20 protein-coding genes and 1 tRNA gene are annotated in these 25,390 nt (G+C 72.0%); 8 read left to right on the top strand and 13 right to left on the bottom strand.

Going from position 1 to position 25,390, the window contains the following annotated elements; genetic code table 11:
* Positions 1-2 precede the first annotated feature (2 nt).
* A complete protein-coding gene (locus ACZ3ZE_RS34955) occupies positions 3-1,685 on the bottom strand; it encodes a DUF885 family protein (RefSeq protein ID WP_361164992.1) in 1,683 nt (560 codons plus the stop codon).
* Positions 1,686-1,809: 124 nt separating this feature from the next.
* Positions 1,810-2,187, bottom strand: coding sequence for an MbtH family protein (locus tag ACZ3ZE_RS34950; protein ID WP_361164989.1), 378 nt, complete (start codon positions 2,185-2,187; stop codon positions 1,810-1,812).
* A 619-nt stretch (positions 2,188-2,806) separates the two neighbouring features.
* Between ACZ3ZE_RS34950 and ACZ3ZE_RS34945 the strand changes: the two genes are divergently transcribed.
* Together ACZ3ZE_RS34945 and ectB are read left to right on the top strand one after the other, a co-directional pair.
* Positions 2,807-3,709: a cupin-like domain-containing protein gene (locus tag ACZ3ZE_RS34945; protein ID WP_361164987.1), complete on the top strand. Its 903-nt coding sequence runs from the start codon at positions 2,807-2,809 to the stop codon at positions 3,707-3,709.
* Positions 3,710-3,776: 67 nt separating this feature from the next.
* On the top strand, positions 3,777-5,027 hold the full coding sequence (gene ectB, locus ACZ3ZE_RS34940; RefSeq protein ID WP_361164984.1) for a diaminobutyrate--2-oxoglutarate transaminase: 1,251 nt from the start codon (positions 3,777-3,779) through the stop codon (positions 5,025-5,027).
* 103 nt (positions 5,028-5,130) lie between these two features.
* Here the strand turns inward: ectB and ACZ3ZE_RS34935 are convergent, their stop codons facing one another.
* Together ACZ3ZE_RS34935 and ACZ3ZE_RS34930 are read right to left on the bottom strand one after the other, a co-directional pair.
* Complete coding sequence (locus ACZ3ZE_RS34935) at positions 5,131-5,886, bottom strand: thioesterase II family protein (protein ID WP_361164981.1); 756 nt, start codon at positions 5,884-5,886, stop codon at positions 5,131-5,133.
* Between the two features lie 13 nt (positions 5,887-5,899).
* Positions 5,900-7,228 carry an MFS transporter gene (locus ACZ3ZE_RS34930; protein WP_361164978.1) on the bottom strand — a complete coding sequence of 443 codons (1,329 nt, stop codon included), beginning with the start codon at positions 7,226-7,228 and terminating at the stop codon, positions 5,900-5,902.
* Between the two features lie 298 nt (positions 7,229-7,526).
* Between ACZ3ZE_RS34930 and ACZ3ZE_RS34925 the strand changes: the two genes are divergently transcribed.
* Together ACZ3ZE_RS34925 and ACZ3ZE_RS34920 are read left to right on the top strand one after the other, a co-directional pair.
* Complete coding sequence (locus tag ACZ3ZE_RS34925; RefSeq protein ID WP_361164975.1) at positions 7,527-8,546, top strand: ketoacyl-ACP synthase III family protein; 1,020 nt, start codon at positions 7,527-7,529, stop codon at positions 8,544-8,546.
* 14 nt (positions 8,547-8,560) lie between these two features.
* Positions 8,561-13,498, top strand: a complete 4,938-nt coding sequence (locus ACZ3ZE_RS34920) for an amino acid adenylation domain-containing protein (protein WP_467261865.1) — start codon at positions 8,561-8,563, stop codon at positions 13,496-13,498.
* Positions 13,499-13,553: 55 nt separating this feature from the next.
* On the opposite strand, the gene ACZ3ZE_RS34915 is transcribed toward ACZ3ZE_RS34920, so the two are convergent.
* Both ACZ3ZE_RS34915 and ACZ3ZE_RS34910 read right to left on the bottom strand, forming a co-directional pair.
* Positions 13,554-13,763 carry a hypothetical protein gene (locus ACZ3ZE_RS34915; RefSeq protein WP_467261863.1) on the bottom strand — a complete coding sequence of 70 codons (210 nt, stop codon included), beginning with the start codon at positions 13,761-13,763 and terminating at the stop codon, positions 13,554-13,556.
* 136 nt (positions 13,764-13,899) lie between these two features.
* Positions 13,900-13,973, bottom strand: a tRNA-Thr gene (locus tag ACZ3ZE_RS34910).
* A 181-nt stretch (positions 13,974-14,154) separates the two neighbouring features.
* On the opposite strand from ACZ3ZE_RS34910, the gene ACZ3ZE_RS34905 reads away from it, so the two are divergent.
* The 3 genes from ACZ3ZE_RS34905 to ACZ3ZE_RS34895 all read left to right on the top strand — a co-directional run bounded on the left by ACZ3ZE_RS34905 (position 14,155) and on the right by ACZ3ZE_RS34895 (position 16,712).
* Positions 14,155-15,252 (top strand): ABC transporter ATP-binding protein, encoded by a 1,098-nt coding sequence (locus ACZ3ZE_RS34905; RefSeq protein ID WP_361164966.1) that lies wholly within the window; start codon positions 14,155-14,157, stop codon positions 15,250-15,252.
* A 296-nt stretch (positions 15,253-15,548) separates the two neighbouring features.
* On the top strand, positions 15,549-15,959 hold the full coding sequence (locus ACZ3ZE_RS34900) for a hypothetical protein (protein WP_361164963.1): 411 nt from the start codon (positions 15,549-15,551) through the stop codon (positions 15,957-15,959).
* A 39-nt stretch (positions 15,960-15,998) separates the two neighbouring features.
* On the top strand, positions 15,999-16,712 hold the full coding sequence (locus ACZ3ZE_RS34895) for a nucleotidyltransferase family protein (RefSeq protein ID WP_361164960.1): 714 nt from the start codon (positions 15,999-16,001) through the stop codon (positions 16,710-16,712).
* A gap of 172 nt (positions 16,713-16,884) precedes the next feature.
* Here ACZ3ZE_RS34895 and ACZ3ZE_RS34890 read toward each other — a convergent pair whose 3' ends face one another.
* The 6 genes from ACZ3ZE_RS34890 to ACZ3ZE_RS34865 all read right to left on the bottom strand — a co-directional run bounded on the left by ACZ3ZE_RS34890 (position 16,885) and on the right by ACZ3ZE_RS34865 (position 23,296).
* On the bottom strand, positions 16,885-18,441 hold the full coding sequence (locus ACZ3ZE_RS34890) for a DoxX family membrane protein (protein ID WP_361164958.1): 1,557 nt from the start codon (positions 18,439-18,441) through the stop codon (positions 16,885-16,887).
* Positions 18,442-18,587: 146 nt separating this feature from the next.
* Positions 18,588-19,547: a 23S rRNA (guanosine(2251)-2'-O)-methyltransferase RlmB gene (gene rlmB, locus ACZ3ZE_RS34885; protein ID WP_361164955.1), complete on the bottom strand. Its 960-nt coding sequence runs from the start codon at positions 19,545-19,547 to the stop codon at positions 18,588-18,590.
* A gap of 157 nt (positions 19,548-19,704) precedes the next feature.
* The gene (gene cysS / locus ACZ3ZE_RS34880; RefSeq protein WP_361164953.1) at positions 19,705-21,105 is read right to left on the bottom strand and encodes a cysteine--tRNA ligase; all 1,401 of its coding nucleotides are present in this window, start codon (positions 21,103-21,105) and stop codon (positions 19,705-19,707) included.
* 64 nt (positions 21,106-21,169) lie between these two features.
* The gene (gene ispF / locus ACZ3ZE_RS34875; protein ID WP_467261861.1) at positions 21,170-21,760 is read right to left on the bottom strand and encodes a 2-C-methyl-D-erythritol 2,4-cyclodiphosphate synthase; all 591 of its coding nucleotides are present in this window, start codon (positions 21,758-21,760) and stop codon (positions 21,170-21,172) included.
* The gene (gene ispD, locus ACZ3ZE_RS34870; RefSeq protein WP_361164948.1) at positions 21,750-22,499 is read right to left on the bottom strand and encodes a 2-C-methyl-D-erythritol 4-phosphate cytidylyltransferase; all 750 of its coding nucleotides are present in this window, start codon (positions 22,497-22,499) and stop codon (positions 21,750-21,752) included. The genes ispF and ispD overlap by 11 nt, the downstream gene beginning before the upstream one ends.
* 314 nt (positions 22,500-22,813) lie before the next feature.
* A complete protein-coding gene (locus tag ACZ3ZE_RS34865; protein ID WP_003953493.1) occupies positions 22,814-23,296 on the bottom strand; it encodes a CarD family transcriptional regulator in 483 nt (160 codons plus the stop codon).
* Positions 23,297-23,940: 644 nt separating this feature from the next.
* On the opposite strand from ACZ3ZE_RS34865, the gene ACZ3ZE_RS34860 reads away from it, so the two are divergent.
* The gene (locus tag ACZ3ZE_RS34860; RefSeq protein ID WP_361621010.1) at positions 23,941-24,555 is read left to right on the top strand and encodes a DUF461 domain-containing protein; all 615 of its coding nucleotides are present in this window, start codon (positions 23,941-23,943) and stop codon (positions 24,553-24,555) included.
* A gap of 135 nt (positions 24,556-24,690) precedes the next feature.
* Here ACZ3ZE_RS34860 and phoP read toward each other — a convergent pair whose 3' ends face one another.
* On the bottom strand, positions 24,691-25,371 hold the full coding sequence (gene phoP / locus ACZ3ZE_RS34855) for a two-component system response regulator PhoP (RefSeq protein ID WP_188271409.1): 681 nt from the start codon (positions 25,369-25,371) through the stop codon (positions 24,691-24,693).
* Positions 25,372-25,390 lie beyond the last annotated feature (19 nt).

Raw genomic sequence — 25,390 nt, 5'->3', positions numbered from 1 at the left:
GGTCAGGATGCGGTTGCGTGAGAGACGCTGCTGTCGTTGCTGGGGTGGCCGGAGCGGCTGTCGCGGCTGTCGCCGCTGTCGCCGCCGTGGCTCCCGTCGCTCCTGTCGTCGAGGCAGTACTGCCGGACGACGGAGAGCGGCGCGCTGCCGGCCCGCACCAGGCGGTCGTGGAAGGCCTTCGGCCCGGCGGCCGGGGCCCCCGCGCCGGAGAGCTCCCGCCACCGCCTGATGTGCAGTTTTCCGAGCGTGTACATGGCGCGGGCCGGCTGCGCGGCCGTGGCCAGCACCTCGCGGCCGGCGCGCTCCGGCGACCACGCGCAGAGCGTGGCGGCCTCGGCGGCGGCGGCACCGAACTTGCTCCGCCCCGCGTGGACGGAGAGGAAGACGAGCAGGCGGGTGGCGGCCTCCAGGGCGAACCGCAGCGCGGCCACCTCGACGAGCGGACGGTCCTCGGCGAGACCGCGCTCGATCGCCAGCTCCTCGGTGTAGTGCGCCCAGCCCTCGGTGACCCCGGGGAACCAGGGCACGCAGCGGCGGATCAGGCCCGCGTGCCCGGGGGTCGCCTCGTGGTGCAGGAAGTGCCCGGGCAGGACCTCGTGCACCGCGATCATCTCGAGCATCGGCTCGTTCAGGTAGTCGCGGAGCGCGGCGGGATCGCGCGGCTCCGGGACGTGCAGCACATGCGGCTGCGGCACCTTCTCCAGCGGGCCGCCCGTGTCGAAGACGACCACGGCGGACGTCGACAGATCGCGTACGGGTCGGATGTCGAGCCGCTGCGTTCCGGTCAGGGTCACGACGTCCTGCTCGGCCCAGAAGCCGTGCAGCCGGTCGATGATCCGCGCCAGCGTGCCGGTCACGGAGCCCTCCGGGAGGCGGGCGCTCAGCAGGCCGTACAGCTCCTGCCGGGTGCTCGCCCCGAGGCGGGCGGAGAGCGCGTCGAGGCGGGCGGTGAGGTTGCGGACCTCGGCCTCCGCCTCGGCGAGCAGCTCGTCCACCGGGGTGTCGACGCCTTCGGCGGCCTCCAGGTAGGCGGCGAGCAGCTCGGGTCCGAGGACCGCCCGGGCCGGCTGGGTGGCCGCGACGGCGTCCGCGAAGCCGGTGAACGCGGCGCTCGCCCGCCCGGCCCGCTCCATGAGCGGACCGTCCGCCAACTCGGGCCGTGTGGCGACGAGTCGGGTGACCAGGTTCCGTACGGACACCGCCCGGGCGCGGGCGTTCTCGACGCCGCCGATCCGTTCGCCGGCCGGCAGGGTGCGGCCGAGCGTGCTCGCGGTGGCCGCGAGGAAGTCCGGCAGCGCGCCGAGGTGGCGGGAGAGCGCGCCGATCCGCTCGTCGAGCGGCGCGTACTCCCCGCGCAGGTAGATGTGGAGGTCGGTCTCGGCCAGCCAGGCGTCGGGCCCGCGGTGGGTCCGGCCCGCTCCGGTGATCCGGAACCGCTCGTCGGTGAGGACCCGCGCCGCCGTGCCGAGGTCGGCCCGGAGCTCCGGGTCGGCGTCCCGTGGCAGGGCGTCGAGGTGCCCGGTCACGGCGGCCAGCAGGCCGTCGAGGACGGCGGGCGAGTCGGGCGCGACCTCGGGCAGCCGCCCGTCGAAGTCATGACGGCCCGCCCGTCTGGCGACCTGCGGATAGCGGTCGAAGACGTGCTCGACGACAGCGGAAACAGAACTCAGGGCACCAGACGTCATTGCCACTCCCCGTAGTGCCGCACCTGGGGGGCGACAAATGGCGTTTCGTTCAGGTCAACCGAGCAGGGCGAACGGACCGGGCGGTGAACCGGACGGATGGCCCCGCCCGGTCCCGCACGATGCGCTAAACCGTTTCGCCACCGGGGTTGGGCTCGATGACGTCGCCGTCCTCGCCGTAGATCACGTCGTCGTCGAGGCTGGCCAGCATCTCGCGCAGCTCCTCCGGCGACATGGCCTTCAGTTCATCGGCGTCCACAAGCTGTGAGAGAACCATTCGACTCCCCTGTCCGCTAAGAGATCCGGTATTTTCCAGGGCCTCGCGCACGCTCTTCGGGCGCATGTCGGTCCAGACCAGTTCGATGTGGTCGAGGCACTCGGTACGGGAGCGGGGTCCGCCCTCCGCCACCCAGCCGGCCGGCAGCTCGCGGGCCGCGGGCCAGATCGAGTACTGCGCCTCTTCGTTGATCACGACCAGGTATTCGGCGTTCTCGTCGTCGAACATCAGATCTGAAATCCCCCATACAGTCGTTGCCGACCGGAGCGGTGCAGGATGCGCCACTGACGCGTCTCGCCGCGGGAGCCATTCGGACACGTCCCCGGGGACTCCCCCGGCGAACCGCCTCCCCCGCAGCTCAACGGGCCTCAAGCTAGATCGCGGCTTCCGGCACTGTCAAGACTTTCCGGCCCCCACGAGCCCAACCCGCAGACAGTTCAAGGCACTTGAGAGACCCACCATCCATGCAGGTCAGCGGCCCATAGCGGGGGATCCGGGGCAACAGGCCCAAGCCTGCTGGATCTTGACCGTTCAGCGAACAAACGGCCCTCTCCGAAAGCCACCGAACTCCCCTATATGGAGGCCCTGTTGGACGACCTCCGCAAAGCTCCTACCGGAAGATCACCTCTCGCCAACCCGACGATCAGCGGGTAGTGTCCGACGGTGCCGGAGTGGAGCGAGGGGGGCACGCGACCACGACGTCAGCCGGCCCCGCCGCGACCCGCCCTCGCCGGACACCGCGCCCGCCCGGTGGCCACCGATCACGACCACGACACGCGCGCAGCCGCCCCCGGTCGTCCCTGCCCGCGTCCGCCCGCGCCTCGCGTCAGACGAGTAGGAGATGTCAGTGACGACAACGGCCCGACCCGTCTCCGTCGACGTGCGGACCGCGCTGAGCCCCGCCGAGTTCCGCGCCGAGTACCAGGGGCGCAAGCCGGTGGTGATCCGCGGCGCCGTCGCCGGCATGCCCGCGGTCTCCACCTGGTCCGCCGACCACCTCGCCGGGATCGCGCCCGACCAGCGGGTGCAGCTCAAGGTCGGCACCGTCTCCGCCGGGCGCACCTCGGTCGTCCGGCTCGCCGACTACGCCAAGGAGCTCGCCGAGTGGGAGGCCCGGCTCGCCGAGGACCCCACGCTCGACGCCGAGCCGCCCGGCTACCTGCACGACGTGCCGCTGCTCTCGATGATCCCGGCGCTCCGCCGCGACCTGGGGCCGTTCCCCGTCGGGTACTTCCCGCCGTTCTTCCGCGAGCGGTGGTGGCAGTTCACCCAGTTCTTCGTCGGGCCCTCGCGCGCGCAGACCCCGCTGCACTTCGACACCCTGCTCACGCACAACCTGTTCTTCCAGATCCAGGGGTCGAAGCGGTTCGTCATGGTCGCCGACGCCGAGCGCGCCAAGTGCTACCCGTACAACTGGCGGTGGGCCGCGGTCGACCCGGAGGCCCCCGACCTGGACAAGCACCCGCGCTTCCGTGACGCGACGGTGCTGACCTGCGACGTCGAGGCGGGCGACATGTTCTACATGCCGCCCGGCACGCTCCACAAGGTCACCTCGCCCAGCGCGTCGATCTCCTTCAACATCGACTGGCACGACCGGGCCAGCGCCCTGCGCGGCATCGCGGCGGTCCGCCACGGCATGCCGCTCACCAACCTCCGGTACAACCTGCTGTTCGCGCTCGGGGTCGTCGCCGGCCTGCCGCGCGGCCTGGTGATGCCGGGACTGCGCTCGTACTACTCCTACATCTCCTAGCGAGGCTCCCCGCCCACGGGGAAGAACTCGCGTCACGGGGAACTCTCTTCACGGGGGAAGGACTTCCTTGAACATCTTCGAGCAGCGCGAGTCCGGCGTGCGGTCCTACAGCAGGCGCTGGCCGGTCGTCTTCTCCCGCGCCACCGGAAGCCGCCTGTACGGCGAGGACGGGCGCGGCTGGCTCGACTTCTTCGCCGGCGCCGGATCGCTGAACTACGGCCACAACAACCCCGTCCTGAAACGGGCGTTGCTGGACTACATCGAGTCCGACGGCGTCACCCAGGCCCTCGACATGTTCACCGGGGCCCGGCGCGAGCTCCTGGAGACCCTCCACGAGCTGGTGCTGCGGCCCCGCGGCCTGGACCACAAGGTCCTCTTCCCGGGCCCGGGCGGCGCCAACGCCGTCGAGGCGGCCATGAAGCTGGCCCGCACGGTCACCGGCCGCACCGAGATCGTGCACTTCACCAACTCCTTCCACGGCGCCACGCTCGGCGCCCTCACCGTCACCGGCAACCCCCTGCACCGCCGCTCCGCGGGCCTGCCCCTCACCGGCACCACCGCCGTGCCCTTCGACGGCTACGACGCCCACCCCGGCCCCGAGCACCTGGCCCGCATGCTCGCGGGCCCCGCCAGCGGACTCGACCGGCCGGCCGCGGTCATCGTCGAGACCGTGCAGGCCGAGGGCGGGGTGAACGTGGCGAGCACCGAATGGCTGCGGGCGCTCGCGGAGCTGTGCCGGGAGCACGGCATCCTGCTGATCGTCGACGACATCCAGGCCGGCTGCGGCCGCACCGGCGCCTTCTTCAGCTTCGAGGACGCGGGCGTCGTCCCCGACCTGATCTGCCTGTCGAAGTCCATCGGCGGATACGGGCTCCCCCTCACCCTCCTCCTGGTCCGCCCCGAGCTCGACGTGTGGCGGCCCGGCGCGCACAGCGGCACCTTCCGCGGCGTGAACCCGGCGTTCGTCACCGCGACGGAGGCGCTGCGCGTCTACTGGCGCGACGACGTCCTGGAGAAGTCCACCCGTGCCAAGGGCGAGTGGGTCGCGAACGCGCTCCGGGGCATCGTCCACGCCCACCCCGGCGCGGGCCTGTCCACCCGCGGCCGCGGCCTCATCCACGGCCTCGTCCTCGGCCCGGGCCTCGCCGACGCGGTCTCCGACGAGGCCACCGCGCGCGGCCTGCTGGTGGAGACCGCGGGACCGCACGACGAGGTCGTGAAACTGCTGCCGCCCCTGACGATCACCGACGCGGAACTGGCCGAGGGGCTCGCGATCCTGGAGGAGTCGGTACGGGTGGTGCTCGGCCGGGCGGAGTGAGCGGGGCGGTACGCGAGGGCACGAGAGAGGGGGCGCGGGGCGAAGTCGCCGCCGCGCCCTTTCCCGTACGCCCGGGTGCCGGTCCCGGGTCCCGGGTCCCGGGTCAGCCCTTCTGCGGCACCAGGTCGGCCGCGCGCCGCTTGATGACGGCGGCGACGTCCTCCCACTGGTCGTTGAGGTAGAAGTGCCCGCCGGAGAAGACGTTGAGGTCGAACGGGCCCGTGGTGTGGTTCTCCCACGCGGCGGCGTCGTCCACGGAGACCCGCTCGTCGTCGTCGCCGACCAGGGCCACGACCGGGCAGGCGAGCCGGGCGTCGGTGGGCCGGTAGACGGCGAGCGCCGTGTAGTCCGCGCGCAGCGCGGGCAGGAACAGCAGCCGCATGTCCTCGCTGTCCAGGAGCCGTTCCTCGGTGCCGTCCAGCGCGGCGATCTCCGAGATCAGTTCCTCGTCGGTCGCCTGCCGCGGCAGCTCGATGTGGTGCCGGGACGGCGGCCGTTTGGCCGAGGCGAACAGCGCGAGCGGCTCGGTCCCCTCGGCTTCGAGCCGCCGGGCCACCTCGAAGGCCAGCAGCGAGCCCATGCTGTGCCCGAACAGCGCCACCGGCCGGTCGATCGCGGGCCGTACGGCGGCGAGGGTGCGCTCGGTCAGCTCCTCGAAGTCGTCGATGCACGGGTCGTTGTAGCGGTCCTGGCGGCCCGGGTACTGCACCGCGAGCACCTCGACCTCGGGGAACAGCGGCAGGGCCAGCGGCCGGTAGTAGCTGGCGGCCCCGCCGGCGTGCGGGAGGCACACCAGCTGCACCGGCGCGTCGGGCGCGGTCCGGTAGCGGCGAATCCATCTGCTCGGCGCGTCGGCCATGGTTCCTCGTTCCTTACGGTCGGTCCGCCACGGGCTCGGGCTCGGTCCGCGGCACGGGCACCGCGCCCCGCGGCTGCGGTCCGACGGTCCGCCCGTCGGGCAGTCGGCGCACCGCGCGGACACCGGGGATCAGCACGGTGGCGGAGAGCGGGAGGACGATCGCCACGGCGGCGATCAGCAGGGTCGACGTGTTGCTGGTGGTGGCGGCGAGCGGACCCACGAGCGCGAGGCCGACCGGCGCCGCCACCGTGGAGATCATCCAGTCGTACGAGTCGACCCGGGACAGCACCTCGTCGGGGATCAGCTGCTGGAGCGAGGCCCGCCAGACGGCGTCGAGGAACATGCCGCCGGTGCCGCCGACGAACGCGGCCGCCATCACCGCCCACACCGGCATCGGCACGGCGAGCGCGAGCAGCGGCAGCGCGGTCAGCGCGAACGCCAGGTTGCCGGCGATCAGTGGGCGCTTCGGGTCGAGGCGCAGCGCCACCACACCGCCGGAGATCGAGCCGGCGGCGTACGCGGCGGCGATCAGACCCCACGAGGAGGCGCCGCCGAGCGACTTGTCGGCGATGGTCGGTCCGAGGACGAAGTACGCGACGATGGCCAGGTTCTGGAAGCCGTGCGCGATCATGTTGAGGAAGAGCCAGCGGCGGGAGATGAGCTCCTTCCAGCCCTCCCCCAGGTCCGCCCAGAACGAGCCGGACACCTGGACCTTGCGCGGCGCCAGCTTCAGCATCGCGAGCGAGATCGCGTTCACGATGAAGGTGACGGCGTCGATCGCGAGGACGAGTCCCGGGCCGACGAGCGCGATGGCGACACCGGCGAGGGCGGGGCTGACGACGCTGAAGAAGCTGAAGCAGGAGGTCATGAGCGCGTTGGCGCGCTGGAGCTGCTCCGGCGGCACGATCTCGGCGATCAGCCCGCTGGAGGCCGGCCCGAAGAAGGCCTGGGCGGAGCCGAAGACGACACCGCCGACGATCAGGTGCCAGACCTGCGCGTTCCCGCTCAGCAGGAGCACCGCGAGCACGGCCTGGGCCCCGGCGCGGATCAGGTCGGCGGTCAGCATCACGAACTGGCGCTGGAGGCGGTCGGCCCACACACCGCCGGCCAGGGTGAAGACGACCTGCGCGCCCACCTGCCCGGCCATGACCATGCCGATGTCGGTGGCGGAGCCGCCGATCGACAGGACCGAGAAGACCAGCGCGATGCGGGTCATGCTGCTGCCGATGGCGGAGATCGCGTTTCCGGTCCACAGGATCCGGAACGGGCGCAGCGAGAGTGGCGCGAACGACTGCCGCAGGGTCTGCCGTGCTCCGGACCGGTCCTTCGACTGGTCATCCATCACATGCTCCCCTTGAACGGTTCGTCCCAGCGCACACGCGCGCCCTTCCCCTGCAAGATGTCATGAGCACAGCGCTGAAGATCGTAACGACGCCGACTGACGGCAGGCAACAGGTCAACTCCGTTCTATTTCAGCCGTTGATCGACCTCCATTGCATTCAAATGGCCATATCAGAGCCCTAGTTGACCCTGCCACCGACACCCTCCGCGAAGATCGACACTCTTCCCCCGACCACCGGAGGCCGGGTTATAGTCGGCGCCGCTGTCCACAACCGTGGTGCCAAGACTGGGGGTTGAGCATGCGGTGGACCGGTATCCATGTGCTGTCCTGCGCGCTCGCGACAGGCCGGACCGAGGACGTCACGACGGCGATCGCCGACGGACGGTACGACCCCGAACTCGCCGAGGCGCACGACTACGTGTCGGTCTCCTCCGCCGAGGACACCGACCCCGTCGACCTGGCCGCCCGGGCCGGCACCGCCGCCCTCGGCCGGGCCGCCGTCGACGAGGCGGCCATCGTCCTGCACGCCCACACGGGCAGCACCCCGCAGGGCCCCGACGACGTGGTCCCCGCCTCCTACGTGCAGGGCAGGACCCTCGCGCGCGGCGCGTTCACCGTCGACGTACGCCAGTCCTGCAACGGCGCCCTCGCCGCCCTGCAACTCTCCGCCGCCTACCTGACCGCGGCCGGCCCCGGCACGGCCGCGCTCCTCACCACCGCCGACCGGCACGGCGGCCCCGGCGTGAACCGCTACCGCCTCGACCCCGGCGGCGTGGACGCCGACGGCGCCTCGGCGCTCGTCCTCCACCACGGCCCCGGCCCACTGCGCCTCCTGTCGACGGCGGTCCAGGGCGACGGCCGCTTCACGGCGACGCCCCCGCCCGACCCCGCGGACTTCCCCGACCGGCGCGCCTTCCTCATGGCACACCGCAAGCGGCTGCTCCCGATGCTCCGCTCGATGGCGGAGACCGAACGGGCCACCATCACCGAGGCCCTCACCGACGCGGGCGCCACCCCCGACGACGTGACACGCTGGGTGTTCCCCAACATCGGCGCCCACATGGTCGACCAGGAGTTCCGCAAGAGCCTCGGCATCGGCACGGAACGCACCACCTGGGACTGGGGCCGCACGGTCGGCCACATGGGCACCACCAACCAGTTCGGCGGCCTGACCCACCTCCTGGAGACCGGAGCGCTACGCCCCGGCGACCTCGTCGCCCTGTGCGGCAGCGGCGTCGGCTTCAGCTACGGCACCGCCGTACTCGAAGTGATCGAACCACCCACCTGGACACCCACGGCCACGACGCCCACGCGGTGAAGCGAGGAGACGGCATGGACGCCCGCGCAGTACGGCGAGAAGACGGCATGGACGCCCACGCGGTACGGCGAGAGGACGCCACGGACACCCGCGCGGTACGGCGAGAAGACGCCACGGACTCCCGCCCCGTACCCGACCGGATCGCCGCCGTCGCCGCCCGGCGCCCGGACGCCCTCGCCGTGCGCGACGCCGCGCGGGCGCTGACGTACGCCGCGCTGGACGAGCGGGTCGCCCGCGTCGCCGGAGGCCTGGCGGCGCGCGGGGTCGGCCCCGGCGACGTGGTCGGCGTGTGCGTCGAACGCGGCGCGGACCTGATCGTCGCCCTGCTCGCCGTATGGCGGACGGGCGCCGCCTACCTGCCGCTGGACCCTGGCCACCCGGCGGACCGCCTCGCGTACGTCCTCGCCGACTCCGGCGCCGCCCTGGTGGTGACCGACGAGACGGGCGAGGCCACCACGGCCCCGTCCGGCACCGGCACCGTGCGCCTGGCCGAGCTGGCGACGGCGAGCGCCCACCCGGCCCCTGCCCATGCCCATGCCCAGGCCCCCGCCCTGGCCTCCACCGCCTCCCTCGCCACCCCCTCCGGCCTGGCGTACCTCATGTACACCTCCGGCTCCACGGGCCGTCCCAAGGGCGTCGCCGTCCGCCACGCGGCGGTGTCGGCGACCCTCACGGCACTGGCCGAGCGGCCCGGACTCGGCGCGGAAGACGTGCTGGTGGCGGTCACGACGGCGGCGTTCGACATCTCGGTCGTCGAACTGTTCCTGCCGCTGCTCGCCGGCGGCACGGTCGTGGTCGCCGGCCGCGCCGACGTGAGCGACCCCGGCCGCCTCGCCGCGCTCCTCGCCGACGGCGCCACGCTCATGCAGGCGACCCCGGCGACCTGGCGCCTGCTCCTCGACTCGGGCTGGGCGCCGCCCGCCGGCTTCCGCGTCTGGTGCGGCGGCGAGGGCCTGCCGCCGGACCTGGCCGCGCGCCTGGCCCGTACCGGCGTACCCGTGTGGGACCTGTACGGCCCGACGGAGACGGCCATCTGGTCGGCCGTCTCCCGGCTCGGACCGGACGGGCGGCTGACCGACTGGGCGCCGCTCGCGGGCGAGCACGTGACCGTCCTCGACGACACGGGGGCGCCCGCCGCGCCGGGCCTGGTCGGCGAGGTGTACATCGAGGGCAGCGGCCTCGCGGACGGGTACGTCGGCCGGGCCGCGCTCACGGCGGCCTCGTTCGTCCCGGCCCCGGGCGGCGCGCGCCGCTACCGGACCGGGGACCTGGGCCGGGTGCTGCCGGACGGCCGGGTGGAGATCCTGGGCCGGGCCGACCACCAGGTGAAGATCAACGGCCACCGGGTGGAGCTCGGCGAGATCGAGGCGCGGCTCGCGGCCCATCCCGGGGTACGGGCGGCGGTCGTCCACCCCCGGACGACACCGGCGGGCGGCAAGCACCTGGTCGCGTACCTGACCGGCGACCAGGTCCCGCCGGCGGACCTGACGGCCCACCTGCGCACCACGCTCCCCGACTACATGCTGCCGTCCGACTACGTCCGCCTGGACGCCTTCCCGCTCAACAGCAACGGCAAGGTCGACCGCGGCGCCCTCCCGGCCCCGTCCTCCCCGTCGAACGCCGCCCGGCCCGCGTACACGGCCCCGGCGACGGAGGACGAGGCCCTCCTGGTCCGCGTCTGCGAGGAGGCCCTCGGCCTGGACGACCTGGGCACGTCCGACGACCTCGTCGCCCTCGGCGTGGACTCGCTCACCGCGGCCCGGCTGGTGTCGGCGCTGCGGCAGGCGACGGGCGCGGCCCCGTCCACGGCGGACGTACTGCGCGCCCGTACGGTGGCGGCTGTGGCAGCCCTCCCCCGCCACCGAACGCCCACCCCCCTCCCCTCCCCGCCCCCCACACCGTCGACGACCTTCGGGCAGCGCGCCCTGTGGTTCCTGCACCAGCTCGCGCCCGAGCAGGACGCGTACGTGGAACCGTGGGCGGTCCGCCTGCGCGGCCCGCTCGACGTGGTAGCGCTGCGGGACCGCCTGCGCGCCGTACTCGAACGCCACGAACCGCTGCGGACCCGCTTCCCCGTGGTCGACGGCGCCCCGTCCCCGGTCCTGGACCCGGTCCCGGACGCCCCGTTCACGACGTCCACGGCCGACTCGCCCGACGCACTCGCGGCACTGCTGGCGGCCGAGCCGAAGCGCCCGTTCGCCCTGGCCGACGAGCCCCCGTTCCGCGCCCACCTGGTCCGCCTGGCCGAGGACGACCACGCCCTGGTGATCTCGATCCACCACATAGCCTGCGACGGCCTGTCCCTGGACATCCTGGCCAGAGAACTGGCGACCCCGACCACGACCACAGCACCCACCCCCGAACTCCCCACCCCCTACCGGGCGTTCGCGTCCTGGCAGCACACCTGGCTGACCTCCCCCGAGGGCGAGGCCCACCTGGACCACTGGCAGCGGACCCTGGCCGGCCTGGACCGCTCCCGCCTCCCCACCGACCACCCCCGCCCGAAGACCCGGAACACCGACGGCGACGCCATCCCCTTCACCCTCCCCGCCGACCTGGTGGCCCGCCTGGAGGAGCTGGGCGCGACCCGGGGCGCGACCCCTTTCACGGTCTACCTGGCGGCGTTCCAGGCCCTGCTGTCCCGCCACGCCCCCGGCGACGACATAGTCGTAGGCACCCCGGCAGCAGCCCGCCCCACCCCATCCCTTTCCTCCACGATCGGCTACTTCGCGAACCAACTCCCCATCCGTACGCGGACGACGGGAAACCCGCCCTTCACGGAATTCCTCGACCGGACGAGGACGGCCGTCCTGGACGCGGTGGACCACCAGGACGTGCCGTTCGACCGGGTGGTGGACCGCGTGTCCCCGGACCGCTCCCTCACGGAGAACCCGCTCTTCGACACCTCCTTCACCTACACGCCCGCCCCCCGCACGGCGTTCCGCGTCGCGGGCACGACGGCCGAGCCCCTCCCCGTACCGCGCCGCACCGCGAAGTTCGACCTGACCCTGGACCTGGTCCGCCACCCGGACGGAACGGTGACGGGCGAGCTGGAGTACGCGACGGCCCTGTACGACCGGACGACGGCAACCCGCCTCACCTCAAGATTCCGCACCCTCCTGACGGCGGCAGCGACCACCCCCCACCTCCCCCTCACCGCCCTGGACCTCCTCCCGGACGCGGAACGGGAGTCCCTGACCACCTTCGCGAAGGGCCCGACCGCACTCCCCGAGGACGCCCTCCTCCACGAGATGATCGAGCGAGTAGCCCGCACCCGCCCCGACGCGACGGCGATCGTGGACGCGGACGGCCGCACCATCACCTTCGCCGAACTCAACGCAGACGCGAACCGCCTGGCCCGCCACCTGATCGCCGAGGGCGTCCGCCCGGAGGACGTGGTGGGCGTGGCCCTCCGCAGCGCCCCACCCCTGCTGACCACGCTCCTGGCGATCCTCAAGGCGGGCGCGGCCTACCTCCCCCTGGACCCGGCGGACCCGACCCCCCGCCACGAGGCACTGCTGAAGGCGGCAGGAGCCGTCCTGGCGGTGACGAACGACCCACTCCCCACCACGAAGACAATCCGCCCGACCCCCCCGCCAACCCCCCCACACAGGCCCACCAACCTCGACTTGCGACTCCCCCCCACCACATTGGCCTACGTCATCTTCACCTCGGGCTCGACGGGGGTGCCGAAGGGCGTGCAGGTGGAGCACCGCAACATCGTCAACTACGTGACGTGGGCGCGGGACACCTACCGCTCGACGCGGGGCACGGGCGCACCCCTGTACTCGTCGATGGCCTTCGACCTGCCGGTGACGTCGGTGTTCCCGGTGTGGGCGGCGGGCGAACCGGTGACGTGCGGCGCGAAGGAACGCAGCGCGGAGAACCTGGTGGCATCGGCAACCCAAGGCGGCTTCGGCCTCCTGAAGATGACCCCGTCCCACCTGGCACTCCTCACCCAGGCACTGACCGACACGGAGATCAAGAACACGGCGGACCACCTGGTCATCGGCGGCGAACAACTCCACGGCCACATGCTGACCCGCTGGAAGACCCACGCCCCGACCACCCGCGTCATCAACGAATACGGCCCGACGGAGACGACGGTCGGCTGCACCTGGCACGCGATCAGGGCGGGCGACATCCCCGACGAGGTGATCCCGGTGGGCACCCCCGTGGCGAACACGACCGCCCGCCTCCTGGATACGGCCCTGCGCCCGGTCCCGGTCGGCGTGTTCGGCGACCTGTGGATCGGCGGCACGCAGGTTACCCGCGGCTACCGCGCCGCACCCCGGCAGACGGCGGAACGCTTCCTCCCCGACCCGTACGCGCCCGAGCCGGGCGCCCGGATGTACCGCACCGGCGACGTGGCCCGCTTCCGCGCCGACGGCATCCTGGAGTACGCGGGCCGCTCGGACGACCAGCTGAAGGTCCGCGGCTACCGGATCGAACCACACGAGGTGGAGGCGGCGATCGTGGCGCACCCGGAGGTCGACGAGGCGGTGGTGGTCGTCCGCGACGACCTGCTCACGGCCTACGTGACCCCCGCCCACGCGAACCCCGCCACGATCCGCACGGCCCTGACCACCCACCTCCCCACCCACCTGATCCCCACCCGCTGGGCCCCCCTCCCGAACCTCCCCCGCACCCCCAGCGGCAAGATCGACAAAACCGCCCTGCCCGCTCCCCCCGAACACACCCCCCACCTCCACAACCACACCTCGGAGGTCGCGGCAGAGGTCTCGGAGGTGGTCGCCACCCTCCTGGGCATCGACGCCCCGGACCTGGACGAGAACTTCTTCGACCTGGGCGGCGACTCCCTCCTGGCCATGAAGACAGCCGCCCGCCTGAACTCCCGCTTCGGCGTCCCCCTGACCGTGATGGACCTCTTCACAGCCACCCTCACGGACCTGGTCACCCAGATCGAATCGACCCTCGCCACCGAGGCCTGAAGCCGACGAAGGCCGGCCGGAACCCTCCCCGACCGGCCTCCGCCCCGCCCCCCACTCACCCCGTGAGCGTCAGCGCCAGCCCGATGAACCCGAGGAACAGGCCGCCGGGCAGCACGATGCCGCCGACGAGACGGAAGAACCAGGGACCGACCCGGGACGGCTCCGTGAGTGTGAGATCCATGGACCGGGCCGCGTTCACGGCCCGCACGGCGTTGCGCCGCGCCGTGACCTTGTCCGCCGCCCCACGCAGATTGAAGAGAAACATGGCCCCCCACCCCGCAGCCCCGACCCCGAACACAAGCAACACGATCCCCACAGCCATGACGCCCCTCCCCAAGATGTGACCACGCGAAAGGGCCGGCGTCAGGGGAGCATGCCCCTGCGCCGGCCCTCTGCCGATGAGCCCCCTGTCGGGTTCGAACCGACGACCCCCGCTTTACAAGAGCGGTGCTCTGGCCAGCTGAGCTAAGGAGGCAGCCAGTGCAGTGTAACGAACCGGCGCCCGGGCAGGGGCGGGAATCTCACGGGCTCCGAGGGCTGACAGATCCGGTGGTGGGAGGTAGCGTCACTTGCGGTTCACCCAGGTGGACTAGACCTCAATCCTCCTTTTACTCGGATCGTCCGGCACGTTCCTGCCGGTGAAGGGACACATCACCATGGCTTCCGTCACCTACGACAAGGCGACCCTGGTCTACCCCGGCGCCGAAAAGCCCTCCGTCAACGAGCTGGAGATCGAGATCGCCGACGGCGAGTTCCTCGTTCTCGTCGGCCCCTCCGGCTGTGGCAAGTCGACCTCGCTGCGCATGCTCGCCGGCCTGGAGGACGTCACCACCGGTGCCATCCGCATCGGTGACCGCGACGTCACGCACCTGCCCCCGAAGGACCGGGACATCGCCATGGTGTTCCAGAACTACGCGCTCTACCCGCACATGACGGTCGCCGACAACATGGGCTTCGCCCTGAAGATCGCCGGCGTCAACAAGAGCGAGATCCGCACGAAGGTCGAGGAGGCGGCGAAGATCCTCGACCTCACCGACTACCTCGACCGCAAGCCGAAGGCGCTCTCCGGCGGTCAGCGTCAGCGTGTGGCCATGGGCCGTGCCATCGTGCGTGAGCCGCAGGTCTTCCTCATGGACGAGCCGCTGTCGAACCTCGACGCCAAGCTGCGTGTCTCGACCCGTACGCAGATCGCGAGCCTCCAGCGCCGCCTCGGCATCACCACCGTGTACGTGACGCACGACCAGACCGAGGCGCTCACCATGGGCGACCGTGTCGCCGTCCTCAAGGACGGTCTGCTCCAGCAGGTCGACACCCCGCGCACCATGTACGACAAGCCCGCCAACCTCTTCGTCGCCGGCTTCATCGGATCCCCCGCCATGAACCTGATCGAGGTCCCGATCACCGACGGGGGCGTGAAGTTCGGCAACAGCGTCGTCCCGGTCTCCCGTGACGCCATCGCCGCCGCCTCCGCCAAGGGCGACACCACCGTCACCGTCGGCGTCCGCCCCGAGCACTTCGACGTGCAGAGCGCCACCAGCAAGGACGGCCTGGCCGTGACCGTGAACGTGGTCGAGGAGCTCGGCTCCGACGGCTTCGTCTACGGCTCCACCCGCGTCGGCGGCGAGGACAAGGACGTGGTGGTCCGCGTCGGCGGCCGTGACGTCCCGGCGAAGGGCTCCACCCTCCAGGTCGTGCCCCGCTCCGCCGAGCTGCACGTCTTCTCGACCTCGACCGGCGAGCGCCTCTCCGACTGACACGGCTGACGCCATCGGTGTCGCTGACGCCGCCACCGCCACCGCCACCAACTCGACCGGCACCGCGCCCGACGCGACCCGCGGTCCTCACGGCCTCGTCCCCGCTTGCGGGGGCGGGGCCGTTCGCGTACAGGACGCATGAATCCCCGACTCGGCGAAAACCCCGGCAGAACTGGGCATTCAGGCCCCCATCCACCCCCCGACGTCAACACCGGATTCGAAAAGACCCCTCGAACGATCCCCCGCGAGAGTGACTAAATGTCGCCATATCACTACCGGCCGCTACGCTCGCCTGCGTGACGCACACTGCCCGCCGAATCGGCCGCTCTCTCGCCCTCGTCCTGCCCGTCGTCCTGGTGCTCTCCGGAACGCTCGCGGTCTCCGCCGTTCCGTGGGCCGGCCACGGCTCCGGGACCCAGCTGCTGGCGTCGTCCACGGACGTCTCGGCCCGGGCCAAGGCCCGTGCCCCGCAGGATATTCTGCGCGACCAGCTGCTCGCAGAGCTTCAGGAGAAGGACCCCGGGACGGCCCTCACCCACCTCCAGCGCGAGGTGGAGAACCGCCCGTCGCTCGCCAAGCACTGCATGTCCATCGCCCGTTCCCTCGGCGCCGCCGCCGTCCGCCACTACGGCCCGACCCGCGCCCAGTCGTTCTCCCGGCCCGTCTGCGACACCTCCTTCGCGACCGGCGTCATGCGCGCGAGCTGAGGGGAGCCCGGCATCGCCGGTACGCATATCGTTCCCGGTATGCATACCTCCCCGACGCAGGCCGTGGTCCTGGCGGGCGGCCAGGGCTCGCGGCTGCGCCCGTACACCGATGACCGCCCCAAGCCGATGGTCGAGATCCCGGGCACCGGGACCCCGATCATCGGCCATCAGCTTTCCTGGCTCGCCGCCGAGGGAGTGACCGACGTCGTCGTCTCCTGCGGACACCTCGCCGAGGTGCTCCAGGAGTGGCTGAGCAGCGCCGTCCTGCCGCTCAAGGTGACGACGGTCGTCGAGTCCGAGCCGCTGGGCCGCGGCGGCGGCCTGAAGTACGCCGCCGCCCACCTGCCGGACCCCGACAAGCCCTGGTACGCCACCAACGGCGACATCTGGACCCGTTTCTCGCTGCGCGAGATGGCCGACTTCCACCAGGAGCGCGACGCCACCGCGACCCTCGCCCTGGCCCGCCCCCGCATCCCCTGGGGCGCCGTCGAGACCGACGCGTTCGGCCACATCACCGACTTCATCGAGTCGCCGCCGTCCCCGTACCTCATCAACGCGGGCGTGTACGTCTTCTCCGCCGCCTTCACCGAGCTGCTGCCGGACCTCGGCGACCACGAGCGCACCACGTTCCCCCGCCTGGCCCGCGAACGGCGCCTGGCGGGCTTCCCGCTGCCCCAGGGGGCCTACTGGCGCGCGATCGACACCGCCAAGGACCTCACCGAGGCCGCGAAGGAACTCGCCGCGCACGCATAGCCGGCAGGCCCCCCGTACGTACGGATCCAACGTACGGACGGGGGATCCGTACGTACGCCGAAGGGGCCGCACCCGTCGTCTCGACCGGTGCGGCCCCTTCGCTGTACGGGTACGGGACACGTACCCGTACGTATCCCCGTACGGGTACCTGTCCCGTACGGGGATCCCTAGCTCACCCCAGCAACCCGCCGATCGGGTTCTGCGGCCCCGACGTGGACGAGCCGCCGTCCGTGGAGCCGCCGCCGCCGCTGCCGCTGCTCGGCGTGCCGCTGGTGCCGCCCGAGCCGCCGGAGCCCGAGCCGGAGCCCGTGGAGGTCGGCGGGGCCGCCGTGCGGGACTGGCTCGGGGTGCGGGTGCCGCCGCCCTGCGAGGCCGCCGGGCTGGTGCGCTCGCCGCGGCGGGGCTCCTTGGTCCGGGTCGGCTCGGCCGTCTTCTCGTCCCGCTCGCGCTCGCCGCTCGCCCCGGTCGTCGCCGAGGGCTCGGGGCTCTTCGGCTGCTTGCGGGAGGGGCCGGTGGCGTCGGGCTCCTTTGGGAGCGGCTCGCCGGGCAGGTGGTTGATCGGGTCGTCGTTCGGACCGGGCACGGTGACCAGTTGCGTGGACCGCACGGCCCCGCCCAGCATCGAGCCGACCAGCAGCGTGAGCCCGACGACGACCGCGGCGACGACCGTGCCGCGGCGCAGCACCCGGCGGCGCAGGTCCCACAGTTCGGAGCGCGGCCCGAGGGTGCGCCAGGCCTCGCCGGCGAGGCGTCCGTCGATCGAGTAGACCGGGGCGCCCGCGATGATCAGCGGGGACCAGGCGGCCAGGAAGATGATGTCGGGCGCGTCGTAGACGGGGACCGTCTTCCAGCTGACCGTCAGGATCAGCGCCGCGGACAGCAGCGCGCCGACCACGGCGGCGACCCGCTGCCAGAGGCCGAGGACGGTGAGGACGCCGACGACGACCTGGAGGAAGGCGACGGTGAGCCCGGCGCCCACCGGGTGCTGGAGGGCGAAGTCGCGCAGCGGCTCGGCGAGGGCCCAGGGGTGCAGGGAGTTGAGCCACTTGACCATCGAGCCGCGCTCGCCGCCGTCGAAGTAGACGGGGTCGCACAGCTTGCCCATGCCGGCGTAGATGGAGATGAAGCCGAGGAAGACCCGCAGCGGCAGCAGCACCACCCCGAGGTTCATCCGGCGGCCCGGGTAGTAGGCGTGCCGCACGGCGTCGGCGCCGTGCCGGTGCGGGGGCCGGGCGTCGGGGTCGGCGCCCTGGTCGTGGGCGTCGGCCTCGATCGCGTAGACGTCCTCGTACGCGCCCTCGTCGTACGCCCCCTCGGCGCGCCGCATCGGCGGCAGCAGCGGGGCGGCGGGGACCACGGGGGTGGGCATCGTGTCGCCGATGCGCGGGATGGTCTGCGTCGCCGGGTCCAGGGTGGAGACCGCGGCGGCGGGGCCCGCGGACGACTCGCGCACCGCTTGCAGGAGTCCGGTCGCGCCGGGCGCGGACCTCCCGGTCCACACGACGGGCCGGCGGCGGGCGGCACCCGCCCCGGCACCGGCGACTCCCGCTCCGGCGAGGGCTGCGATACGCGGGTTCGCGGCGAACCTCGGCTGTTGGGCCGGCGCGAGCCGCACACGGAAGCTGGCGTGGTTCACGATCACCTGGGCGGGATCGGAATCCACCTTGACCATGCTCAGCGCGGGCTGATCGTCGAACCCCGGCCGGGGCGTTCTGGTGTCCACACTCATCTAACCGAGTGATGTGCGTTTAGGACACTGCCTTGACGGCTCGCAAATGTCCGAGGCCCGTCAAGATCACTGCCGGGGTATGTCCCCCGTTCGGGTCAGCCCGTACGGGGGACACGCGTCCGGAAAGCCGATCCGGCGGAGGCGGGTCAGCGCGTCCGGCGGCGGGCCGCCTCGTACAGCACGACGCCCGCCGCGACACCGGCGTTCAGCGACTCGGCGCCGCCCGGCATCGGGATGCGGACGAGGTAGTCGCAGTTCTCGCCGACGAGGCGGCCGAGGCCCTTGCCCTCGGAGCCGACGACGATGACGACCGGTCCGGCCAGCGCCTCCAGGTCCTGCACCTCGTGCGTGCCCTCGGCGGCGAGGCCGACGATCGCGATGCCGGCCTTCTTGTACTCCTGCAGGGCGCGGGTCAGGTTGGTGACCCGGGCGACCGGGGTACGCGCGGCGGTACCGGCGGAGGTCTTCCAGGCACCGGCCGTCATACCGGCGGCGCGGCGCTCGGGGATGACCACGCCGTGGCCGCCGAAGGCGGAGACGGAGCGGACGATCGCGCCGAGGTTGCGCGGGTCGGTGACGCCGTCGAGGGCGACGATCAGCGGGTCCTCGCCGTCGTCGTAGGCGGCGGCGGTGAGGTCCTCGGGGTGCGCGTACTCGTACGGCGGGACCTGGAGGACCAGACCCTGGTGGTTCAGCCCGTTGGTCATGCGGTCGAGCTCGGGGCGCGGGGCTTCCATCAGGTTGATGTTGCCGCGCGCGCCGGCGAGCTGGAGCGCCTCGCGCACCCGCTCGTCGTTGTCGATGAACTGCTGCACGTACAGGGTGGTGGCGGGCACGCCGTCGCGCAGCGCCTCGAAGACCGGGTTGCGGCCGACGACCATCTCGCTGGCGCCCTTGGGGCCGCCGCGGCGGGGGGCGGGGCGGCGCTTGGCGGCCTGGCGGGCCATCGCGTTGGAGACGCGGAACGCCTTGTGGCCCTTGCGGTCCTCGGCCTTGGGCGTCGGGCCCTTGCCCTCCAGGCCCTTGCGCCGCTGGCCACCGCTGCCGACCGTCGCGCCCTTCTTGTTGGACGTGCGACGGTTCCTGCGCTGGCTGTTCCCGGCCATGACTACCTGTTTCCTCTGCCTGCTGCGTACGTGCGTGTCTTCTGCGCGTAACTCGGTGCGTAAGTCTCTGTGTACGTCTCTGTGTACGTCTCTGTTAAAACGTGTCTGCTAACTGAAGTGTGCCGCCCGGGGGCCCGGACGGCACATCATCGGCGTGCTAGCGGTTGCCGAGCGTCCAGCGGGGGCCGTCGGCTCCGTCCTCGATGGCGAGGCCGGACTGGCTCAGCTGGTCGCGGATGGCGTCCGCGGTCGCCCAGTCCTTGCGCTCCCGCGCCGACTCGCGCTGCTGGAGCACGAGCCGTACGAGGGTGTCGACGACTCCGTGGAGCTCCTCGCCGGCACCGGACTCCTCGGCCCAGTGCGGGTCGAGCGGGTCGAGACCGAGGACGCCGAGCATGGCGCGCACCTCGGCGAGGCGGGCGACGGCCTCTTCCTTGTCGTCGGCGGCCAGCGCGCTGTTGCCCTGGCGGACCGTGGTGTGGATGATCGCCAGCGCGTGCGGCACGCCCAGGTCGTCGTCCATCGCCTCGGCGAAGGCGGGCGGCACCTCGGCGGCGGGGGCGACGGGCGCCCCGGCCTTCTCGGTGGCGCGCTGGACGAAGCCCTCGATACGGGCGAACGCCGCCTCGGCCTCGCGCAGGGACTCCTCGCTGTACTCGATCATCGAGCGGTAGTGCGGGGTGCCCAGGTAGTAGCGCAGGACGATCGGGCGCCAGTTCTTCACCATCTCGGAGACGAGCACCGAGTTGCCGAGCGACTTCGACATCTTCTCGCCGCTCATGGTGACCCAGGCGTTGTGCACCCAGTACCGCGCGAACTCGTCGCCGAAGGCCTTGGCCTGGGCGATCTCGTTCTCGTGGTGCGGGAAGATCAGGTCGAGGCCGCCGCCGTGGATGTCGAAGGCGGAGCCCAGGTACTTGTGGGCCATCGCCGAGCACTCCAGGTGCCAGCCGGGACGCCCGCGGCCCCACGGGGTCTCCCAGTCGGGCTCGCCCGGCTTGGTCGCCTTCCACATGGCGAAGTCGCGCGGGTCGCGCTTGCCGGTGATGCCCTCCTCGGAGGGCTGGCGCAGGTCGTCGATGTCCTGGTTGGACAGGGACAGGTAGCCGGGGAAGGACCGCACGTCGAAGTAGACGCTGCCGTCGGCCTCGTAGGCGTGACCGCGCTCGATGAGACCGCGCATCATCTCGATCATCTCGGGCACGTGGCCGGTGGCGCGGGGCTCGTAGGTCGGCGGGAGGCAGCCGAGCGCCTCGTAGCCGGCGTTGAACGCGCGCTCGTTCTCGTAGCCGATGGACCACCAGGGGCGGCCCTGTTCGGCACCCTTGTTGATGATCTTGTCGTCGATGTCGGTGACGTTGCGGATGAACGTGACGTCGTAGCCGCGGTACGCGAACCAGCGGCGCATGATGTCGAAGTTCAGCCCCGAGCGGATGTGCCCGATGTGCGGGGCGGCCTGGACGGTCGCGCCACAGAGGTAGATCGAGACACAGCCCGCTGTGAGCGGGGTGAAGTCACGGATCTGCCGGGCGCTGGTGTCGTACAGGCGAATGGTCACCACCCCAGGGTAGTGGGCGGGTGGTAGTGCCCCGCGCCCGATTCCCGGTCGCGGGGCGCCTTTTTTACGCCTGCGCGGCCGATTCCGGGGCCGGTGCGGGCGATACGGGATACACCAGGGCGGTCGCGAGGGCGGCCAGGCCCTCGGCCCGCCCGGTGAGGCCGAGCCCGTCGGTGGTGGTGCCCGAGACGGAGACGGGCGCGCCCGCCGCCGCGCTCAGCGCCTTCTGGGCCTCGTCGCGGCGCTTGCCGACCTTGGGGCGGACGCCGACGACCTGGACGGCGATGTTGCCGATCTCGTACCCCGCGGCCCGCACGATCCGGGCGGCCTCGGCGAGCAGGGTGACGCCGGAGGCGCCGGACCACTCGGGGCGGGAGGTGCCGAAGTGGGCGCCGAGGTCGCCGACACCGGCGGCGGAGAAGAGCGCGTCGCAGGCGGCGTGGGCGGCGACGTCACCGTCGGAGTGCCCGGCCAGCCCGTAGCCGTCGCTCGCGGCCTCGTCCCAGAGCAGACCCGCGCACCACAGCTCGCGGCCCTTCTCGAAGGCGTGCACGTCGGTGCCGATGCCGGTGCGGGGCAGCGGGAGGGAAGCGGCGGGGACGGAGGGGGTGGGGGCAGAGGGGGTGGGGACGGAGGAGGTGGGTTCAGAAACCATCGTTGGCCCTCCTGCGGGCGAGTACGGCCTCGGCGAGGACGAGGTCGAGCGGGCGGGTCACCTTGAAGGCCTCTTCGTGGCCGGGCACGACGACGACGGGCGCGCCCAGCTTCTCGACCATGCCGGCGTCGTCGGTGGCGCCCTCGCCGGTGAGGGCGACGGTGGCGTGGGCGTCGACGAGCGTGGCCCGGTCGAAGCCCTGCGGGGTCTGGACGGCGCGCAGGCGGGCGCGGACCGGGGTGGCGACGACCTGCTCGGGGCCGCCGGGGCGCTCGGCCGGCTCGACCTCCTTGACGGTGTCGGCGAGGGGCAGCGCGGGGACGACGGCCACGGCCCCGTCCCGTACCGCCTCGATCACGGCGTCGACGGTGTCGACCGGGACCAGCGGGCGGGCGGCGTCGTGCACGAGGACGGTGGTGACCTCCTCGGGGACGGCGTCCAGGCCGAGGCGCACCGACTCCTGGCGGGTGTCGCCGCCGGGGACGACGACGTAGTCGGTCCGCTCGGGCAGGGCGTGCGTGTCGAGGAGGTTCTTCACCTCGACGGCCCCGTCGGACGGGGCCACGACCACGACGAGGGAGACGGCGCGGGAGGCGGCCATGGCCCGGACGGCGTGGATGAGGATGGGGGTGCCGTTCAGCGCGCGGAGCGCCTTGGGGGCGCCCGGGCCGAGGCGTACGCCCCGGCCGGCCGCCGGGATCACCACGGCGGTACGTGAGGGACGCGCTTCGTCTGACATCGGTTGCACTCCGGCAGGTTTGTTTCCGCGGGCGACGTGGGTATGGCGTCAACTAGCTTGTTGCGACGCCTCGACCGGGCCCTTTCCGTGACGACGGTCGGGGCGTCGCCTTGCGAAAGCGGCACGGACGGGTGCAGGTGCACGGGTGGGTGCGGTAGGTGCAGGGGGTCGGGAGAAGAGAGACACACATGCCGCGGTGCCCGGCGACGGCGCTGTGGCATCGACAACTTCATCGATGGGATTCACAGCGCGCCGACAGGCACCGCGGCATGGGTGATGAGCATGGCTGGACGCCAAGCGTCAGAGCGCAGGCGTCAGGACGCGAGCACCTCGTCGAGGAGTGCCTCGGCCTTGTCCTCGTTGGTGTTCTCCGCGAGAGCGAGCTCGCTCACCAGGATCTGGCGAGCCTTGGCGAGCATGCGCTTCTCACCTGCGGAGAGGCCACGCTCCCGCTCGCGGCGCCACAGGTCGCGCACCACTTCGGCGACCTTGATGACGTCGCCGGAGGCGAGCTTCTCCAGATTTGCCTTGTAACGACGAGACCAGTTCGTCGGCTCCTCGGCGTACGGCGCGCGCAGTACTTCGAAGACCCGGTCCAGTCCATCCTGACCGACCACGTCGCGAACTCCGACGAACTCCGCATTGTCCGCCGGTACACGAACCGTCAGGTCACCCTGCGCGACCTTGAGCACCAAGTAGGTCTTGTCCACGCCTTTGATCTGGCGAGTTTCGATGGCCTCGATCAGCGCGGCCCCGTGATGGGGATAGACCACGGTGTCGCCAACCTTGAACGTCATGTGACAGGTACCCCTTCCGTGGCTATCCAGGGTAACACGGAAACGGCTTCTTCTGAATGGCGTTTTCGCAGGTCAGGGCATATCTCGGGGCTTGACAACAGCGCGGCGGACGTGCTGCGGCGGGCTTGCGGAAGGCGGTATTCGCAGGTCGGAGCCGCTGCGCGGACGGAGAGAAACGCGCACGCTACACCCGTCCGGGGGGCCTCGACAGAGGGTCGATGCCCCGGTTTGCCCGGTTCGGTGTGGCCCTCTTCACGTACTCCGTACGAGGATCGACCACTCGTACGGAGGCATCCAGGGTACTCAACCGACCGAATCCCGAATTGATCACCGGGAGCCGGTCGGGGTTTTTCCGAGAGCGGGTTCCGAGAGCGGGCGGACGGAATGCGGGGGCGGCGGCCGAATTGATCACCGCGCTTATGTGAACAACAGGTCAATGGGGCGTGATCCGGCCATGTCGGCGTGTTCATGACCATGCGGAGCGGGCCGGGTCCGGGGGGTGACGCACCCGGTTCCGCGAGCCCGGCGACGCGTAGGGGGCGGGTCGGGTGCGGGACGGAGAGTGCGGCTCGGTAACCTAAGCGCGCTGACACACCTTTAGCTCGTCCTTAGCCTGTCCGTTCGTCCTAGGAGATGCCGCAGCCGTGAGCCGCAGCCTTCGACGCGGCGCCGTCGCCGCTACCGCCATCGTGATCTCGATCGCCTCGCTGTCCGCCTGTGGTGCCGGCAACGACGCACAGACGCTCGGCATCCGCCCGGACAACGCCGCCGTCACGGTGGACGACGTCAAGGTCCAGAACGCGCTCGTGATCACCCAGCCCGATCCGGGTGCGATCGGCCCCGCCGTCGTCTCCGCGACGGTCTTCAACAACGGCCTCACCCGCCAGACCCTCGACTCGATCACCCTGCCGGGCACCGTCGGCACCGTGAAGCTCAAGGCGGCCGAGGGCAACGGCCCGATCATCGTCCCCGCCGGCGGCTCCGTCGTCATCGGCGGCCCGGGCAACGCCTCCGCCGTCATCGAGGGCGGCCTGCGCGAAGCCAAGAACGGCGACGCCCAGAAGGTCGTCTTCAAGCTGAGCAAGACCGGTGACGTCGGCCTGAGCGCCTTCGTCGTCCCGGCCCACAGCTACTTCAAGGACTTCGGCCCGTCCGAGGTCCCGGCCCCGCCGGCCACCGCGCCGACGGCCACGGCCTCCACGACCCCGACCGGCACCGCCACCCCCTCGGGCGAGGCGACGCACGCGGCCGGTCACTGACCGTCCAGCTGTACGAAAAGGGGCGCCCCCTCCGGTGAGGAGGGGGCGCCCCTTTCGTGTGCGGTACGGGACCGCCGGTTTCATGTGCGGTACGGGACCGCCGGTTTCATGTGCGGTACGGGACCGCGGGTCCCTCTACGGCTCGAACTTGTAGCCCAGGCCGCGCACCGTCACCAGGTACCGCGGCGCGCCCGGGTCGGGCTCGATCTTGGCGCGGAGGCGCTTCACGTGGACGTCGAGGGTCTTGGTGTCGCCCACGTAGTCGGCGCCCCAGACCCGGTCGATGAGCTGCATGCGGGTCAGCACGCGGCCCGCGTTGCGCAGCAGCATCTCCAGGAGGTCGAACTCCTTCAGGGGCAGGTCGACCTTGCCGCCGCCGACGGTGACCACGTGGCGGTCGACGTCCATGCGGACCGGGCCGGCCTCCAGGGCCGCCGGGGTGACCTCCTCCGGCTCGCCGCGGCGGCGCAGGACCGCGCGGATGCGGGCGACCAGCTCCCGCGAGGAGAAGGGCTTCGTCACGTAGTCGTCGGCTCCTATTTCCAGGCCGACGACCTTGTCGATCTCACTGTCCTTGGCGGTCACCATGATGACCGGGACGTTCGAGCGGCCGCGCAGCTGGCGGCAGACCTCGGTGCCGGGCAGCCCCGGCAGCATCAGGTCGAGGAGGACGAGATCCGCCCCGTTGCGCTCGAACTCGTCGAGGCCGTCGGGCCCGGTCGCCGCTACGGCGACCTCGAAACCCTCCTTGCGGAGCATGTAGGACAGGGCGTCGCTGAAGGATTCCTCATCCTCGACGACAAGCACTCGGGTCACGGAAGGACCTCCGGGGCGG

The sequence above is a fragment of the Streptomyces sp. NPDC023157 genome (genome assembly GCF_055560575.1).
This window is presented reverse-complemented; position numbering and strand designations above follow the sequence as displayed.

Coding starts and splice junctions, on each gene's coding strand:
- ACZ3ZE_RS34955 (WP_361164992.1), bottom strand. CDS start 1,685: ATGACGTCTGGTGCCCTGAGTTCTGTTTCCGCTGTCGTCGAGCACGTC.
- ACZ3ZE_RS34950 (WP_361164989.1), bottom strand. CDS start 2,187: ATGTTCGACGACGAGAACGCCGAATACCTGGTCGTGATCAACGAAGAG.
- ACZ3ZE_RS34935 (WP_361164981.1), bottom strand. CDS start 5,886: ATGGCCGACGCGCCGAGCAGATGGATTCGCCGCTACCGGACCGCGCCC.
- ACZ3ZE_RS34930 (WP_361164978.1), bottom strand. CDS start 7,228: ATGGATGACCAGTCGAAGGACCGGTCCGGAGCACGGCAGACCCTGCGG.
- ACZ3ZE_RS34925 (WP_361164975.1), top strand. CDS start 7,527: ATGCGGTGGACCGGTATCCATGTGCTGTCCTGCGCGCTCGCGACAGGC.
- ACZ3ZE_RS34920 (WP_467261865.1), top strand. CDS start 8,561: ATGGACGCCCGCGCAGTACGGCGAGAAGACGGCATGGACGCCCACGCG.
- ACZ3ZE_RS34915 (WP_467261863.1), bottom strand. CDS start 13,763: ATGTTTCTCTTCAATCTGCGTGGGGCGGCGGACAAGGTCACGGCGCGG.
- ACZ3ZE_RS34905 (WP_361164966.1), top strand. CDS start 14,155: ATGGCTTCCGTCACCTACGACAAGGCGACCCTGGTCTACCCCGGCGCC.
- ACZ3ZE_RS34895 (WP_361164960.1), top strand. CDS start 15,999: ATGCATACCTCCCCGACGCAGGCCGTGGTCCTGGCGGGCGGCCAGGGC.
- ACZ3ZE_RS34890 (WP_361164958.1), bottom strand. CDS start 18,441: ATGAGTGTGGACACCAGAACGCCCCGGCCGGGGTTCGACGATCAGCCC.
- rlmB (WP_361164955.1), bottom strand. CDS start 19,547: ATGGCCGGGAACAGCCAGCGCAGGAACCGTCGCACGTCCAACAAGAAG.
- ispF (WP_467261861.1), bottom strand. CDS start 21,760: ATGGTTTCTGAACCCACCTCCTCCGTCCCCACCCCCTCTGCCCCCACC.
- ispD (WP_361164948.1), bottom strand. CDS start 22,499: ATGTCAGACGAAGCGCGTCCCTCACGTACCGCCGTGGTGATCCCGGCG.
- ACZ3ZE_RS34865 (WP_003953493.1), bottom strand. CDS start 23,296: ATGACGTTCAAGGTTGGCGACACCGTGGTCTATCCCCATCACGGGGCC.